This is a genomic window from Bacillus sp. FAU20 (assembly GCF_056033865.1).
Map to the genome: position 1 here is coordinate 823983 of NZ_JBVYHY010000003.1, position 16884 is coordinate 840866.

General features: G+C 37.4%; 16 protein-coding genes. All 16 read left to right on the top strand.

All coding sequences use genetic code 11. From position 1 onward, the window contains the following. The first annotated feature begins 120 nt into the window (after nucleotides 1–120). Nucleotides 121–3690 (top strand): chromosome segregation protein SMC, encoded by a 3570-nt coding sequence (gene smc, locus AC0OM3_RS04765; RefSeq protein WP_000478969.1) that lies wholly within the window; start codon nucleotides 121–123, stop codon nucleotides 3688–3690. Nucleotides 3691–3705: 15 nt separating this feature from the next. After that, a complete protein-coding gene (ftsY, locus tag AC0OM3_RS04770; protein WP_000007655.1) occupies nucleotides 3706–4695 on the top strand; it encodes a signal recognition particle-docking protein FtsY in 990 nt (329 codons plus the stop codon). Nucleotides 4696–4828: 133 nt separating this feature from the next. Further along, nucleotides 4829–5161, top strand: a complete 333-nt coding sequence (locus AC0OM3_RS04775) for a putative DNA-binding protein (RefSeq protein WP_000891062.1) — start codon at nucleotides 4829–4831, stop codon at nucleotides 5159–5161. Between the two features lie 12 nt (nucleotides 5162–5173). Then, the gene (gene ffh, locus AC0OM3_RS04780; RefSeq protein WP_000863460.1) at nucleotides 5174–6523 is read left to right on the top strand and encodes a signal recognition particle protein; all 1350 of its coding nucleotides are present in this window, start codon (nucleotides 5174–5176) and stop codon (nucleotides 6521–6523) included. Between the two features lie 101 nt (nucleotides 6524–6624). Further along, nucleotides 6625–6897, top strand: a complete 273-nt coding sequence (gene rpsP / locus AC0OM3_RS04785; RefSeq protein WP_000268750.1) for a 30S ribosomal protein S16 — start codon at nucleotides 6625–6627, stop codon at nucleotides 6895–6897. 14 nt (nucleotides 6898–6911) lie between these two features. Continuing rightward, nucleotides 6912–7139 carry a KH domain-containing protein gene (locus tag AC0OM3_RS04790; RefSeq protein ID WP_000737401.1) on the top strand — a complete coding sequence of 76 codons (228 nt, stop codon included), beginning with the start codon at nucleotides 6912–6914 and terminating at the stop codon, nucleotides 7137–7139. A 120-nt stretch (nucleotides 7140–7259) separates the two neighbouring features. Beyond that, entirely contained in the window at nucleotides 7260–7775 is a 516-nt protein-coding gene (rimM, locus tag AC0OM3_RS04795) for a ribosome maturation factor RimM (RefSeq protein ID WP_000170278.1), read from the top strand. Beyond that, nucleotides 7775–8509 carry a tRNA (guanosine(37)-N1)-methyltransferase TrmD gene (gene trmD, locus AC0OM3_RS04800; RefSeq protein WP_000686903.1) on the top strand — a complete coding sequence of 245 codons (735 nt, stop codon included), beginning with the start codon at nucleotides 7775–7777 and terminating at the stop codon, nucleotides 8507–8509. The genes rimM and trmD overlap by 1 nt, the downstream gene beginning before the upstream one ends. Nucleotides 8510–8655: 146 nt before the next feature. Then, entirely contained in the window at nucleotides 8656–9000 is a 345-nt protein-coding gene (gene rplS / locus AC0OM3_RS04805) for a 50S ribosomal protein L19 (protein WP_001186516.1), read from the top strand. A 101-nt stretch (nucleotides 9001–9101) separates the two neighbouring features. Further along, nucleotides 9102–9653, top strand: coding sequence for a signal peptidase I (gene lepB / locus AC0OM3_RS04810; RefSeq protein ID WP_474211127.1), 552 nt, complete (start codon nucleotides 9102–9104; stop codon nucleotides 9651–9653). Nucleotides 9654–9673: 20 nt separating this feature from the next. Further along, on the top strand, nucleotides 9674–10564 hold the full coding sequence (gene ylqF / locus AC0OM3_RS04815; RefSeq protein WP_000236702.1) for a ribosome biogenesis GTPase YlqF: 891 nt from the start codon (nucleotides 9674–9676) through the stop codon (nucleotides 10562–10564). Between the two features lie 56 nt (nucleotides 10565–10620). Next, a complete protein-coding gene (locus AC0OM3_RS04820; RefSeq protein ID WP_001194261.1) occupies nucleotides 10621–11394 on the top strand; it encodes a ribonuclease HII in 774 nt (257 codons plus the stop codon). A 194-nt stretch (nucleotides 11395–11588) separates the two neighbouring features. Next, nucleotides 11589–12749 (top strand): ADP-forming succinate--CoA ligase subunit beta, encoded by a 1161-nt coding sequence (gene sucC, locus AC0OM3_RS04825; protein WP_001020791.1) that lies wholly within the window; start codon nucleotides 11589–11591, stop codon nucleotides 12747–12749. Between the two features lie 19 nt (nucleotides 12750–12768). Beyond that, entirely contained in the window at nucleotides 12769–13671 is a 903-nt protein-coding gene (gene sucD, locus AC0OM3_RS04830) for a succinate--CoA ligase subunit alpha (RefSeq protein ID WP_000115178.1), read from the top strand. An 87-nt stretch (nucleotides 13672–13758) separates the two neighbouring features. Beyond that, nucleotides 13759–14628: a DNA-processing protein DprA gene (gene dprA, locus AC0OM3_RS04835; protein ID WP_000818040.1), complete on the top strand. Its 870-nt coding sequence runs from the start codon at nucleotides 13759–13761 to the stop codon at nucleotides 14626–14628. 144 nt (nucleotides 14629–14772) lie between these two features. Continuing rightward, nucleotides 14773–16851 (top strand): type I DNA topoisomerase, encoded by a 2079-nt coding sequence (topA, locus tag AC0OM3_RS04840; RefSeq protein WP_001286963.1) that lies wholly within the window; start codon nucleotides 14773–14775, stop codon nucleotides 16849–16851. The last annotated feature ends 33 nt before the right edge of the window (nucleotides 16852–16884 follow it).

Genomic DNA, 16884 nt, shown 5'->3' on the forward strand with positions numbered 1-16884 from the left:
TCCTTGTGCATAGAATGAAACTTTCTTTTTGTTTGTAAAGAAAAAGAAGGTAAATCCGTATAATACTTGTTTTTGTATAGAGAACATTTATAAAGACGGAGAATAGGAGGAAGGCCTTTCGTGTTTTTAAAAAGATTAGAAATAGCAGGGTTTAAGTCTTTTGCTGAGCGTGTATCTGTTGATTTTGTCCCAGGTGTAACTTCTGTAGTAGGACCTAATGGAAGCGGGAAAAGTAATATTACTGATGCAATTCGCTGGGTACTTGGTGAACAATCTGCAAAATCATTACGTGGTGCAAAGATGGAGGATATTATTTTTGCAGGCAGTGATACGAGGAGAGCGGTTAATGTTGCTGAAGTAACAATAACTTTAAATAATGAAGATCAACGTTTACCAATTGAATACAATGAGGTGTGTGTAACACGTCGTGTATCTCGTTCAGGTGATAGTGATTTTTATATTAATAAACAATCATGTAGATTGAAAGATATTATTGATTTATTTATGGACTCTGGTATGGGAAGAGAAGCTTTTTCGATTATTAGCCAGGGGAAAGTTGAAGAGATTTTAAGTAGTAAGTCAGAAGAGCGTCGAGGTGTATTTGAAGAAGCGGCAGGCGTACTAAAATACAAACTTCGCAAAAAGAAAGCTGAAGGTAAATTAGCAGAGACACAAGAAAACTTAAATCGTGTACAAGATATAATTCATGAATTAAGTAGTCAAGTAGAACCTTTAGAAAGACAAGCTTCTATTGCGAAAGATTATCTTGAGAATAAAGAAGAATTAGAGAAAGTAGAAGCTGCGCTTATTGTCCATGAAATTGAAGAATTGCATGAGAAATGGGAAGCGCTTCGAAATCAGTTTGGGCATAATAAAAACGAAGAAGCTAAAATGTCAACGAATTTACAAAAAAGTGAAGAAGAGCTTGAGGAATTACGAGGACAATTACAAGCGGTAGATGAGTCTGTAGACTCGTTACAAGAAGTACTTCTTCTTTCTAGTAAAGAGCTAGAAAAACTTGAAGGACAGCGCGAGTTGTTAAAAGAGAGAAAGCAAAATGCTACGACGCATTGTGCGCAACTTGAGCAGTTAATTGTTGAATTAACAGAGAAAGCTAAAAGTTACGATGGTGAGATTGATTCAAGTACAGAAGCTTTAATGCAATTTGTGAATGAAGTAAAAGAGTTGGAGCAAAAATTGCATGATAATGAGCAATTACTTGCTACTTTTGCTGACAATTTAGAGGAACAGATTGAGAATTTAAAAGGTGACTATATTGAGCTTTTAAATCAACAAGCTAGTCATCGTAATGAATTATCTATGATTGAAGAACAATCTAAACAACAAAACTCTAAAAATGAACGCCTTGATGAAGAAAATGCGAAATATGTAGAAATGCGTATGGAAATTACAGCGAAAAAGACGAAACTTGTAGAAAGTTACGAACAAGCGAAAGAAAAAGTAGCTGGCATTCTCTCAAACATACAGAAGACAGAGGCGGCGCTTGGGAAATGTAAGACGCAGTATAGTGAAAATGAAACAAAACTGTATCAAGCATATCAATTTGTGCAACAGGCACGTTCTCGAAAAGAAATGCTTGAAGAAATGCAAGAAGATTATTCTGGATTCTATCAAGGTGTACGTGAAGTATTGAAAGCTAGAGAAAATAGGTTGCAAGGTATCGAGGGGGCTGTTGCGGAACTGTTAACGGTACCGAAAGAATACGAAGTTGCAATGGAAATCGCTCTAGGTGCAGCGATGCAGCATATTGTTGTACAAACAGAGGAGCATGCTCGTAATGCGATTGCATTTTTAAAGCAAAATAAACATGGACGTGCAACGTTTTTACCGCAAGCTGTTATTAAAAGCAGATCATTATCATTTGAGCAATTACGCATTGCAAATCAACACCCATCGTTTGTAGGTGTGGCGGCAGAACTTGTGCAGTACAATAATAAATATGAAAATGTAGTTTCAAATTTATTAGGTACTGTTATTGTTGCAAAAGATTTACGCGGGGCGAATGAGTTGGCGAAACAACTACAATACCGTTATCGCATTGTAACAATCGAAGGTGATGTAGTGAACCCTGGCGGTTCTATGACAGGTGGAGCGGTAAAACAGGCGAAATCTTCTTTATTAGGACGTCAACGTGAGCTAGAAGAGTGGACGAACAAGTTAACTGATATGGAAGAAAAAACGACGAAGTTAGAAAACTTTGTTAAAGCAGTAAAGCAAGAAATTCAAGAAAAAGAAGTACAAATACGTGAACTGAGACAAAGTGTAGAGGTAGAGCGTGTAGAAGAACAGAAATTAAGAGAAGAAATTAGTCGCTTAGAATTAGAAGAACATCGTATTAATGATCGTTTATCAATTTATGATTTAGAGATTGAAGGGTTCTTACAAGATCAAGTGAAAATGCAAGGGCGTAAAGAAGAGCTAGAAAAGATTTTAGCGACCCTTCAAGTGGAGATTACGGAATTAGATAGTAACATTGCAGCTTTAACGAAACAAAAAAGTGAGCAGCATTCTTCGAAAGAAAAAGTTCAAAAAGAAATGACAGAGTTAAAAGTGTTAGCAGCTGAAAAGCAACAACGCTTATCTAACCAAAAAGAAAAAGTTGAACGATTGACGAAGGAAAAAGAAGAAACAGATGCAACGCTTGTTAAAACGAAAGAGGACTTAGCATTCTTAAAACAAGAAATGACATCGAACTCAAGTGGTGAAGAGCAAATTACGAATATGATTGAGAAGAAAGCATACGATCGTAATCAAACTTCAGAGTTAATTCGCTCTCGTCGTGAACAACGTGTATCGTTACAAGAGAGAGTAGAACAGTTAGAGCGTAATCTGAAAGAGACCACAGGTAAACATAAATACATTCTTGAGATGTTGAAAGATCAAGAGGTGAAAATTAACCGACTTGATGTAGAGTTAGAAAATAGATTACAACATTTACGTGAAACATATACAATTTCATTTGAAGCGGCAAAACTAAAATATACAATGACAATGCCTGCAGAAGATGCGCGTAAGAAAGTAAAATTAATCAAATTATCCATAGAAGAGTTAGGTACAGTGAACCTAGGGGCAATTGATGAATATGAACGTGTAGCGGAGCGTCATACATTCTTACTAGAGCAGAGAGACGACCTAGAAGAAGCGAAAGCGACATTGCACCAGCTTATTACCGAAATGGATGAAGAAATGAAAAAACGCTTTTCTACTACGTTTGAAGGCATTAGAATGGAGTTTCAATCGGTATTCTCTGAATTATTTGGAGGCGGTAGAGCGGATTTAGTAATGACTAATCCAGAGGATTTACTAAATACGGGTATTGATATTGTAGCACAACCGCCAGGGAAGAAACTGCAGAACTTAGGTTTACTTTCAGGTGGAGAGCGTGCTTTAACAGCAATTGCGCTTTTATTTGGTATTTTAAAAGTACGCCCAGTACCGTTCTGTGTACTAGATGAGGTAGAGGCAGCCCTTGATGAGGCGAATGTAGCTCGTTTTGCACAGTATTTAAAGAAATTCAGTGATGAGACGCAGTTTATTGTAATTACACATAGAAAAGGTACAATGGAAGAGTCTGATGTGTTGTACGGTGTAACAATGCAAGAATCGGGGGTATCTAAACTTGTTTCGGTTCGTTTAGACGCCGGAGAAGAACTTATTGCAAGTGAATAGGAAGGATGGGAAAGTATGAGTTTTTTTAAAAAACTAAAAGAAAAAATTTCAAAACAAACGGATACAGTTACAGAGAAATTTAAACAAGGATTAGAAAAAACGAGAAATTCATTTGCGGATAAAGTGAATGATTTAGTGTATCGTTACCGTAAAGTGGACGAAGATTTCTTCGAAGAGTTAGAAGAAATCTTAATCGGTGCAGACGTTGGCGTTGCGACGGTAATGGAATTAATTGACCAATTGAAAGAAGAAGTACAACGTCGTAACATTCAAGATCCAAAAGAAGTACAAGCTGTTATTTCAGAAAAACTAGTAGGAATTTACAAAGGTGACAGCGATTTTAGTAACGAAATTAATATGCAAGAGGACCAATTAACGGTTGTTTTATTTGTTGGTGTTAATGGTGTAGGAAAAACGACGACAATTGGTAAACTGGCGCATAAGTTTAAATCAGAAGGTAAGTCAGTCCTATTGGCGGCAGGAGACACATTCCGTGCTGGAGCGATTGAACAATTAGAAGTATGGGGCGATCGCGTTGGTGTAGAAGTGATTAAACAAGGATCTGGATCTGATCCAGCGGCGGTTATGTATGACGCTGTACAAGCAGCGAAAGCACGTAAGGTAGATGTATTACTATGTGACACAGCAGGACGCTTGCAAAATAAAGTGAACTTAATGAAAGAGTTAGAGAAGGTAAAGCGTGTAATTGAGCGTGAAGTACCAGGTGCTCCTCATGAAGTATTGCTTGTTATTGATGCAACAACAGGACAAAACGGTTTAAGCCAAGCGAAAACATTTCGTGAAGCAACGAATGTAACTGGTATTGTTTTAACGAAGTTAGATGGAACTGCTAAAGGTGGTATTGTATTAGCGATTCGTAACGAAATGGATGTACCGGTGAAGTTTGTTGGATTAGGAGAGCAGATGGATGACTTGCAGCAGTTTGATCCAGAACAATATGTGTATGGTTTATTTGCGAACTTAGTAGAAACAGAAGAAGTATAAGCGAAAGAAGCGGTATTTCCGCTTCTTTTTCTACAAAAAATATATGATGTTAAGAAAAAAACTTGACACTCTTTTGGACTACATGTAAACTAATTCATGTAAAGGGAAATCACTTAACAAAGGATGATCCAACATGCTCGAAAAAACAACGAGAATGAACTATTTATTTGATTTTTATCAATCGTTGTTAACGCAAAAACAAAGAAGTTATATGTCGCTTTATTATCTAGATGATTTATCTCTTGGTGAAATTGCGGAAGAATTTGATGTAAGTCGCCAAGCCGTGTATGATAACATTAAACGGACTGAAGCGATGCTTGAAGAATATGAAGAAAAATTAGTATTACTTCAAAAGTTTCAAGAGCGACAGCGACTTGTTGCAAAGCTAAAACAGCTAATCAGCGAAGAAGAGCATGTGAATGAAGAAATGAAACAAGTTGTTGAAGCTATCGAAAAATTAGATTAGGAGGGCGGCAATATGGCATTTGAAGGATTAGCCGACCGACTTCAACAGACAATGCAAAAAATCCGCGGCAAAGGAAAAGTTTCTGAAGCCGATGTGAAAGAAATGATGAGAGAAGTTCGTCTAGCTCTTTTAGAAGCGGATGTTAACTTTAAAGTAGTAAAAGATTTTGTGAAGCGTGTGTCTGAACGTGCTGTCGGACAAGATGTAATGAAAAGTTTGACACCTGGACAACAAGTAATTAAAGTTGTACAGGAAGAACTTACAGAACTTATGGGCGGAGAGCAAAGCAAAATTGCTGTTGCTAATAAGCCACCGACTGTTATTATGATGGTTGGTCTGCAAGGTGCGGGTAAAACAACGACGACAGGTAAGCTTGCGAATTTGCTTCGTAAAAAGCATAATCGTAAACCGATGCTTGTTGCAGCGGATATTTACCGTCCAGCAGCGATTAAACAGCTTGAAACATTAGGGAAGCAATTGGACATGCCTGTATTTTCTTTAGGAGATCAAGTAAGTCCTGTTGAAATTGCGAAACAAGCGATTGCAAAAGCAAAAGAAGATCATCACGATTATGTTTTAATCGATACAGCGGGTCGCCTGCATATTGATGAAGAATTAATGGATGAATTAGCGAAAGTGAAAGAAGTTGCGAAACCGGATGAAATTTTCCTTGTTGTCGATGCGATGACCGGGCAAGACGCGGTAAATGTTGCACAAAGTTTCCATGAACAGTTAGGTTTAACAGGTGTTGTATTAACGAAATTAGATGGTGATACGCGCGGTGGTGCTGCATTATCTATTAAGGCTGTAACAAACACGCCGATTAAATTTGCTGGTATGGGTGAAAAACTAGATGCAATTGAAGCGTTCCATCCAGAGCGTATGGCATCCCGTATTTTAGGGATGGGCGATGTCTTAACGTTAATTGAAAAAGCGCAAGCTACAGTTGATGAAGAGAAAGCAAAAGAACTTGAGCAAAAAATGCGTACGCTTTCGTTTACGCTTGACGATTTCCTAGAACAACTTGGACAAGTGCGCCAACTTGGGCCGCTTGATGAATTGTTAGGAATGCTTCCTGGTGCAAATAAAATTAAAGGGCTGAAAAATGCGCAAGTTGATGAAAAACAAATTGGGCATATTGAGGCAATTATTCGTTCTATGACTAAATTAGAACGAGAACAACCGGAAATAATCAATGCTAGTCGCAAAAAGCGCATTGCCAAAGGTAGCGGTACAACTGTACAAGAAATCAATCGTCTAATTAAGCAATTCGATGACATGAAAAAAATGATGAAGACGATGACGGGAATGCAAAAAGGTAAGAAAAAAGGACTAGGTGGATTGAAGTTTCCATTCATGTAAGGAAAAAAAGATGGCTCTGTTAAGAAAAAATACTTTACAAAGCAATAGTCTTTTTGCTAATATAATTATCTGTGTGAAATAAATTCGGAGGTGCTTTATAAATGGCAGTTAAAATTCGTTTAAAACGTATGGGAGCTAAAAAAACTCCTTTCTATCGTGTAGTTGTTGCAGATTCTCGTTCTCCTCGTGACGGACGTTTCATTGAGGAAATCGGAACTTACAATCCAGTTGCTCAACCAGCTGAAGTTAAGATCAACGAAGAAGCAGCATTAAAATGGTTAGGAAATGGTGCTAAACCATCTGATACAGTTCGTAACTTATTCTCTAACCAAGGTATCATGGAGAAATTCCACTTATCTAAACAAGGTAAGTAATTGAGGCAATGACTATGAAGAAGTTAGTCGAGACGATTGTCAAGCCTCTTGTCGATTATCCTGAAGATGTAAAAGTTACACAGGAACTTTGCAACGGAGAGATAAAGTATCGATTAACTGTACATCCTGAGGATGTTGGAAAAGTCATTGGAAAGCAAGGGAGAGTTGCGAAGGCGATTCGAATGCTCTTGTATTCAGTGGGACATCATAATGATGAAAAAGTAACACTGGAAATTCAATAAACGTAAAAAGGGCGAGGAGTTATTCCTCTCCCTTTTTTAACATTTAAATAGAGATTGCATGTTCCATCTGTGAAATGGAGATGCTTAATTTATATAGAAACCAGGGGTGACATACTATTTATGACAAAATGGTTTAACGTAGGGAAAATTGTAAATACTCATGGCGTAAGAGGAGAAATCCGTGTTATTTCTCGTACTGATTTTCCAGAAGAGCGATATAAAGTAGGAAATACGCTATACATATCGAATGAGAAAGGCACAGACTATCTTCCGGTGAAGGTAACTTCTCATCGCCAACATAAGACATTCGATTTATTAACATTTGAAGGATATAACAATGTAGATGAAGTAGAGAAGTTTAAAGGTTCTTTAATAAAAGTACCAGAAGAGCAGTTAGGCGAACTTGCTGAAGGTGAATACTACTATCATGAAATTATTGGTTGCAGTGTTGTAACGGAAGAAGGAGAAGCGCTAGGGACAATCAAAGAGATTCTATCTCCTGGTGCAAATGATGTTTGGGTAATTAAACGCCCGAAGGGTCAAGATCTTTTAATTCCTTATATCGATGACGTTGTACTTCAAGTTAATATTGAAAATAAATTAGTAACCATTCATGTAATGGAAGGGCTGCTATAATGAAAATTGATATTTTAACGTTGTTCCCAGACATGTTTACCGGTGTATTTGGATCTTCTATATTAAAGAAGGCGCAAGAAAAAGAAGCGGTAAACCTTCGTGTTGTTAACTTTCGTGATTATACAACAAGTAAGCATAATAGCGTAGACGATTATCCTTACGGCGGAGGAGCTGGTATGGTGCTTACTCCTCAGCCTATTTTTGATGCTGTAGAAGATTTGACGAAAGAGACAGAGCGTAAGCCGAGAGTTGTCTTAATGTGTCCGCAGGGCGAAAGATTTACGCAGAAGAAAGCGGAAGAGCTTGCAGGGGAAGAACATTTAATCTTCGTATGTGGGCATTATGAAGGATATGACGAACGAATTCGTGAGCATCTTGTAACGGATGAGATTTCTATTGGTGACTATGTATTAACGGGCGGAGAATTAGCCTCTATGGTTATTACTGATAGTGTGGTACGTCTCTTGCCGGGTGTGCTAGGAAATCATGCTTCACAAGTAGAGGATTCGTTTAGTACAGGTTTATTAGAGCATCCTCATTATACACGTCCAGCTGATTTTCGTGGTATGAAGGTACCGGATGTATTAATGTCAGGGAATCATAAAAACATTGATGAATGGCGACATAAGGAATCTTTGCGCCGAACGTATACGCGTAGACCTGATTTATTAGATGAGAGAGAGTTATCTAAACAAGAGAAAAAATGGCTTGAGGAAATAAAGCGAGAGCAGTAATAACTTCATATATTTGCTATTGCAACAGGCTTAGTAATATGCTATTATAACATTTGTGCTACTGAAATCAGTAGCCGTATTAACGATGTTCCGCTGTAATTTATTAAGACTTTATAAGAGCATCTGTTTAAAGGAGAGAATTTAATATGCAACAATTAATCGCAGAAATTACAAAAGGCCAATTAAAAACTGACCTTCCTTCATTCCGTCCTGGTGACACTTTACGTGTACACGTAAAAGTTGTTGAGGGAACTCGTGAAAGAATTCAGCTTTTCGAAGGTGTTGTAATTAAACGTCGTGGTGGCGGAATCAGTGAAACATTCACAGTTCGTAAGATTTCTTACGGTGTAGGTGTTGAGCGTACATTCCCAGTTCACACGCCAAGAATCGCGAAAATCGAAGTACTTCGCCGTGGTAAAGTACGTCGTGCTAAGTTATACTACTTACGTAACCTTCGCGGTAAAAAAGCACGTATTAAAGAAATTCGATAAGACATGTATGGGAGCTTGTAAATGCACAAGCTCCCTTTTTCCAATCTATATGAAATTTTGGTATAATACGAGCAGTTTACATAACCGTGGAGGGGAAATGCATGAAAAAAGAGAAGAGTTCACTTTGGGAATGGATTAAAGCAATTTTGATTGCTGTTGTATTAGCTGGTGTTATTAGACAGTTTTTCTTTGCGCCAATTCTCGTAGACGGGGTATCGATGGCACCTACTTTACATGATCGTGATCGAATGATTGTGAATAAAATTGGTTATCACATTGGAGATCCAAAACGCTTTGATATTATCGTATTTCGAGCAACAGAAGATAAAGATTACATTAAGCGTATTATAGGCCTGCCAGGCGATGAAATAGAGTATCGTAATGATAAACTGTATGTTAACGGAAAGGCTTATGAGGAGCCGTATTTAGACAAGCAGAAAAAGCAAATTGCTGACGGACCGCTTACATATGATTTTAATCTTGAAGAAATGACAGGCAAGAAAACCGTTCAAAAAGATCAATTATTTGTTTTAGGTGATAATCGTCGTTTTAGTAAAGATAGCCGTTCAATCGGTACGATTTCAATGGATCAAGTAATTGGTAAAGCTAATATGTTATATTGGCCGTTAGAAGACGCACGTATTGTGAAATAAATGAAAAAGAAGGTGGCAACATGGTAATTCAATGGTTTCCAGGGCATATGGCGAAGGCTAGACGCCAAGTAACGGAGAAATTAAAATTAATTGATGTTGTAATTGAACTTGTAGATGCTCGATTACCATTATCATCTCGAAACCCAATGATTGATGAAATCATTACACATAAGCCAAGGCTTGTTGTTTTAAATAAAGCGGATATGGCGGATGATCGTTTAACAAAACAATGGATCGCATATTTTAAAGAAAAAGGCCATATGGCAATTTCGATTAACGCGCAAGCTGGACAAGGTATGAAGGAAATTGCAGCAGCTTGTAAAGTGCTTGTTAAAGAAAAATTTGATAAAATGGTTGCAAAAGGTATTAGACCGAGAGCGATTCGTGCATTAATTGTAGGTATACCAAATGTTGGTAAATCTACATTGATTAATAAATTGGCAAAGAAAAATATTGCTAAAACAGGAGATCGTCCAGGTGTGACAACAGCTCAACAATGGATTAAAGTTGGGAAGGAAATGGAATTGTTAGATACACCAGGTATTCTGTGGCCTAAATTTGAAGATCAATTAGTGGGTCTTCGTTTAGCGACAACGGGTGCAATTAAAGATTCAATTTTAAATTTACAAGATGTAGCTGTTTACGCATTACGTTTTATGGAGAAACATTATCCAGAACGCTTGAAAGAACGCTATAATTTAAATGAGATTCCAGAAGATATCGTGGAATTATTCGATGCAATTGGAAAAAATAGAGGCTGCTTAATGGGCGGCGGAATGATTGATTATGATAAGACATCTGAGCTTGTGCTTCGTGAGCTTCGTGGTGGCAAACTTGGAAAAATGACGTTTGAAACACCGGAAGAGTTTGCAGAGCAAGTAGAAGATGTGGAAAAAATAGAAGAAGTATAAGACGTGCGTTTGTGCGTCTTTTCTTTTTGGATATGTTTAAAAAGGAGCTTGTATAAATGCAAACTATGACGATAAAAGAAGCGGAAAATGTATTGAAAGAAATTATGAATGAAGAAGATGATCGCTTTCAACTGTTAATGAAAGATGATCGAAAAGGTGTTCAAAAGCTCGTTTTGAAGTGGTATAAACAAAAAGAGTTAGAACAGAAAGAAAAAGAGAAGTTTTTTGAAATGTCCAAGTATGAAAATGCTTTGCGTGAAAAAGGGGTCACATATATTGCGGGTATTGATGAAGTAGGGCGCGGGCCATTGGCTGGGCCTGTTGTGACGGCAGCTGTCATTCTTCCTGAGGATTTTTATATTCCAGGGTTAAATGACTCGAAAAAGTTGAGTGAAGCGAAACGTGAGCGTTTTTATGATGAAATAAAAGTACAAGCAATTGCAATTGGAGTAGGAATTGTATCACCGCAAGTTATTGATGACATTAATATTTACCAAGCAACGAAACAAGCGATGTTAGATGCAGTTGCAAATTTATCTTGTACACCCCAACATTTATTAATTGATGCGATGAAGCTTCCTACACCAATTCCGCAAACATCAATTATTAAAGGTGATGCGAAAAGTGTTTCGATTTCAGCAGCATCCATTATCGCAAAAGTAACGAGAGATCGTATGATGAAAGAACTGGGAGAGAAGTATCCTGAATATGGATTTGAGCAACATATGGGATATGGCACAAAGCAACATTTAGAGGCAATTGAAGTGCATGGAGTACTAGATGAACACCGCAAGTCATTCGCACCAATTAAAGATATGATTCAAAAATAAGCTGTAAATATACAGCTTATTTTTTTATTTTGGCATATAAACATTACTATTTTCGAAAAAGAATAAAGCGATTTCAGTTTTCTGACACTTTATTGTAGACAGCGTGCCAATCATCTTATACAATGGCAATGTAATGTTTTTTAAACATTAAAAAACTTTTCGAGTAAAACAGGAAAACAGGGGAGGATGGGACCATGAATATCCATGAGTACCAAGGTAAGGCAGTCCTTAGAAGCTATGGGGTTAGCGTTCCGAACGGGAAGGTTGCATTTACAGTAGAAGAAGCTGTAGAAGCAGCGAAAGAATTAGGAACAGATGTATGTGTAGTGAAAGCACAAATTCACGCTGGTGGACGCGGCAAAGCTGGCGGAGTAAAAGTTGCAAAAAATTTAGATGAAGTTCGTACATATGCAGAAAGCATTTTAGGAACTACACTTGTGACACATCAAACAGGTCCTGAAGGTAAGGAAGTAAAACGCTTACTTATCGAAGAAGGTTGCGATATTAAAAAAGAATATTATGTAGGTCTAGTTTTAGATCGTGCAACTTCTCAAGTTGTTTTAATGGCGTCTGAAGAAGGCGGAACAGAAATTGAAGAAGTAGCAGAAAAAACACCTGAAAAAATCTTTAAAGAATATATTGATCCAGCAGTAGGCTTACAAGGTTTCCAAGCGCGCCGAATCGCATTTAACATCAATATTCCAAAAGAGCTTGTAGGACAAGCTGTGAAGTTTATGATGGGCTTATATCGTGCGTTTATCGAAAAAGATTGCTCTATCGCTGAGATTAACCCACTTGTTACAACAGGTGAAGGTAAAGTTATGGCATTAGATGCAAAATTAAACTTTGATTCTAATGCATTATATCGCCATAAAGACATTTTAGAGCTTCGTGATCTTGATGAAGAGGATTCAAAAGAAATTGAAGCTTCAAAATACGACTTAAACTACATTCCTTTAGATGGAAATATCGGTTGTATGGTTAATGGTGCAGGTTTAGCGATGGCTACAATGGATATCATTAAACATTACCACGGTGACCCAGCTAACTTCTTAGATGTTGGTGGCGGTGCAACTGCAGAAAAAGTTACAGAAGCATTCAAAATTATCCTTTCTGACAAAAATGTAAAAGGTATCTTCGTTAACATTTTTGGTGGCATTATGAAGTGTGATGTTATTGCAGAAGGTGTTATTGAAGCAACGAAACAAGTAGGTCTTGAGTTACCTTTAGTTGTACGTCTTGAAGGTACAAACGTAGAACTAGGTAAGAAAATTTTAAATGAGTCTGGCTTAAATATTGTTGCAGCAGAATCTATGGCAGACGGTGCACAAAAAATTGTTTCACTAGTGGGCTAATAGAAAGCGGGGGAGAAAAATGAGCGTATTAGTTAATAAAGATACAAAAGTTATTGTTCAAGGTATTACAGGTTCTCAAGGTTTATTCCATACAAAACAAATGATTGAATACGGTACGAAAATTGTCGGTGGTGTAACACCAGGTAAGGGCGGCACTGATATTGAAGGTGTACCAGTATTTGATACAGTAGAAGATGCAGTGAAAGCAACAGGCGCAAACGCTTCAGTTGTATACGTTCCACCCGCTTTTGCGGCAGATGCAATTATGGAAGCTGTTGATGCAGAAATTGATTTAGTAGTATGTATTACTGAAGGGATTCCTGTATTAGATATGGTAAACGTAAAGAGGTATATGGCGGGTAAACATACACGTTTACTTGGACCAAACTGCCCAGGTGTAATCACACCGGATGAATGTAAGATTGGTATTATGCCAGGATATATTCATAAAAAAGGTCATGTTGGTATCGTATCTCGCTCTGGTACATTAACGTATGAAGCTGTACATCAGTTAACACAAGAAGGTATTGGCCAATCTACTGCTGTAGGTATCGGCGGAGACCCTGTTAACGGTACAGACTTTATTGATGCTTTAAAAGCATTTAATGAAGATGAAGAAACACATGCTGTAATTATGATTGGTGAAATCGGCGGTACAGCAGAAGAAGAGGCAGCTGAATGGGTAAAAGCTAATATGACAAAACCTGTTGTAGGGTTCATTGGTGGTCAAACAGCGCCTGCTGGCAAACGTATGGGCCATGCTGGTGCAATCATTTCTGGCGGTAAAGGGACTGCTGCTGAAAAGATTAAAACAATGGAAGCTTGTGGCATTAAAGTAGCTGAAACTCCAGCAGTTATGGGAGAAACGCTAATCTCTGTTTTAAAAGAAAAAGGTTTATTTGAGACTTGTAAAAACTATTAATCTGTTGAAAGACACCTTCTTACTTGAGGGTGTCTTTTTAGACTTTTTCTGTTTACATAATAAAAATTATGGGTAAGGAGAATCAAGATGAAAAGAGAGAGATTATTACATCTTCATTACTTGCTAGCAGATTATTGGAAAGCGATGGAGAGGCTACTATATGTCGATCCAGAATTAGAGAACATATATAATTTTAACGAAAAACAAATGGAATACTACACTGGAATATCCTCGAAAAAATCTGCAGAACTAGTAAAATTTCTTCAAAGTTCAAGTCTTCCGCAATATATATCGTATTTAGAGAAAAATCGTATTTTTTATATAACGATATGGGATGAAAATTATCCACAATTATTACATGAAATACAAGACCCCCCCTTCGTTTTATATGGAAAAGGAGAGGAAAATTTCCTGAATAAAGTAAATAAATTAGCGGTTGTTGGAACGAGAGAACCATCATTATATGGTCATGAGAGTTTGAAGTTTATTTTACACCCTTTATTAGAAAGAGAGTGGCTTATTGTCAGTGGGTTTGCAAAAGGGATAGATACAATGTCTCATGAGATTACAGTAAGGCATCATTGCCCGACTATTGCGGTATTAGGGCACGGATTGTCTTTTATGTATCCGAAAGAAAATAGACATTTATATGAAATGTGGAAGGAATATATATTGTTATTGACAGAGTATCCGCCGCACTATGCACCGAAAAAATGGTATTTTCCAAAAAGGAACCGGATTATTAGTGGCATAAGTAAAGGTGTTTTAGTTGTAGAAGCGAAATCAAGAAGTGGAACACTTATTACTGCAGACCTTGCGTTAGAGCAAAATAGGGAGGTGTTTGCGCTTCCTGGACCTATATTTATAGAGGGGGCATCGGGAACGAATCATCTTATTCAACAAGGAGCAAAACTAGTAAGAAATGCAGAAGATATCTTGGAAGAGATTTTAAATTAACCTTATATTTTTATGTTTTTATTAAACAATTATTGACAAATGGTAGATTGGCACTGTATGGTATATTCATTCTTGATTGACAAAAACAAGAGAAATCAATAAGATTAATGAAGACTTGAATCCACCTCTTAAGGAGGCACTAGCATGTCAGATTACCTCGTAATCGTGGAGTCGCCTTCTAAGGCGAAGACCATTGAGAAATATTTAGGGAAAAAATACAAAGTTGTCGCGTCTATGGGACATGTTCGCGATTTGCCAAAAAGTCAAATGGGGATAGAAGTAAAGAACAACTTCACCCCGAAGTATATTACCATTCGTGGTAAAGGTCCCGTCTTAAAAGATTTAAAATCAGCGGCCAAAAAAGCAAAGAAAGTCTATCTCGCGGCCGATCCAGACCGCGAAGGGGAAGCAATTGCTTGGCATTTAGCGAATACGTTAAATGTGGACGTTGAATCAGATTGTCGAGTTGTGTTTAATGAGATTACGAAAGATGCAATCAAAGAATCATTTAAACATCCTCGTGCAATTAATATGGATTTAGTGGATGCACAACAAGCAAGACGTATACTTGATCGTCTTGTTGGTTACAATATTAGTCCTTTATTATGGAAGAAAGTAAAAAAAGGATTAAGTGCAGGACGTGTACAATCTGTAGCAGTTCGTTTAATCATCGAGCGTGAAAGGGAAATTCAAAACTTTGAACCTGAAGAATTCTGGACAATTAAAACAGAATTTGTAAAAGGAAAAGACACATTTGAAGCAAGCTTTTACGGTGTAGATGGTGAAAAAGTTCAATTAACAAATGAAACGCAAGTGAATGAAATAATTGAACAGATGAAAGACAATGCGTTTTCAGTTGAAAATGTAACGCGCAAAGAGCGAAAACGTAATCCTGCATTACCGTTTACAACATCTTCCTTGCAACAAGAAGCAGCACGTAAGTTAAACATGCGAGCAAAGAAAACGATGATGCTTGCACAGCAATTGTATGAAGGGATAGATCTTGGAAAACAAGGAACTGTAGGTCTTATTACGTATATGAGAACTGATTCAACACGTATCTCAGAAACAGCTCAAACAGAGGCTCGTACTTATATCACTGAAGCGTATGGTACGGAATACATAGGAACAGAAAAGAAGAAAGAAACGAAAAAGTCAAATGCACAAGATGCGCATGAGGCAATTCGTCCTACTTCGGTAATGAGAAAGCCAGAGGAACTAAAAAGTTTCTTAGGTCGTGATCAACTTCGATTATATAAATTGATTTGGGAGCGATTTGTTGCAAGTCAAATGGCGTCTGCTATAATGGATACTGTGACAGCGAGACTCATTAATAACAATGTTCAGTTCCGTGCAAGTGGATCGGTTGTAAAGTTCCCAGGATTTATGAAAGTGTATGTAGAGTCAAAAGATGATGGTGCTGAAGAAAAGGATAAGATGTTGCCGCCTTTAGAAGTAGGGGAAACTGTATTTTCAAAGGATTTAGAACCAAAGCAACATTTTACACAACCTCCTCCGCGCTATACAGAGGCTCGTCTAGTAAGAACACTTGAAGAACTTGGAATTGGAAGACCGTCGACATATGTACCTACACTTGAAACGATTCAAAAGCGTGGGTATGTAGGCTTAGATAATAAACGCTTCGTTCCGACTGAACTTGGTGAAATAGTAATTGAACTTATTTTAGAGTTTTTCCCAGAAATTATTAACATTGAATTTACTGCCAATATGGAGCAAAGCCTTGATGAAGTAGAAGAAGGAAATGCGAATTGGGTAAAAATTGTTGATGATTTCTACGTAGGTTTTGAACCGCGTTTAGAAAAAGCGGAAAAAGAAATGCGTGAAGTGGAAATTAAAGATGAACCAGCTGGGGAAGATTGTGAATTATGTAATCACCCAATGGTCTTTAAAATGGGTAAATACGGGAAATTTATGGCTTGCTCGAATTTCCCAGATTGTCGTAATACAAAGCCGATTGTGAAAGAAATCGGTGTTACTTGTCCAAAGTGTGATAAGGGTCAAATTATTGAACGCCGTAGTAATAAAAAGAAACGTCTTTTCTATGGGTGCGGTACGTATCCGGAATGCGACTTTGTATCTTGGGATAAGCCAATTGGTCGTAAGTGTCCGAAGTGCGAAGGCATGCTTGTAGAGAAAAAGTTGAAAAAAGGCGTGCAAGTACAATGTATTTCGTGCGATTATGAAGAAGAACAACAAATGTGAGCGTAACTGCTCACATTTTTTTCGGGAAGAAAA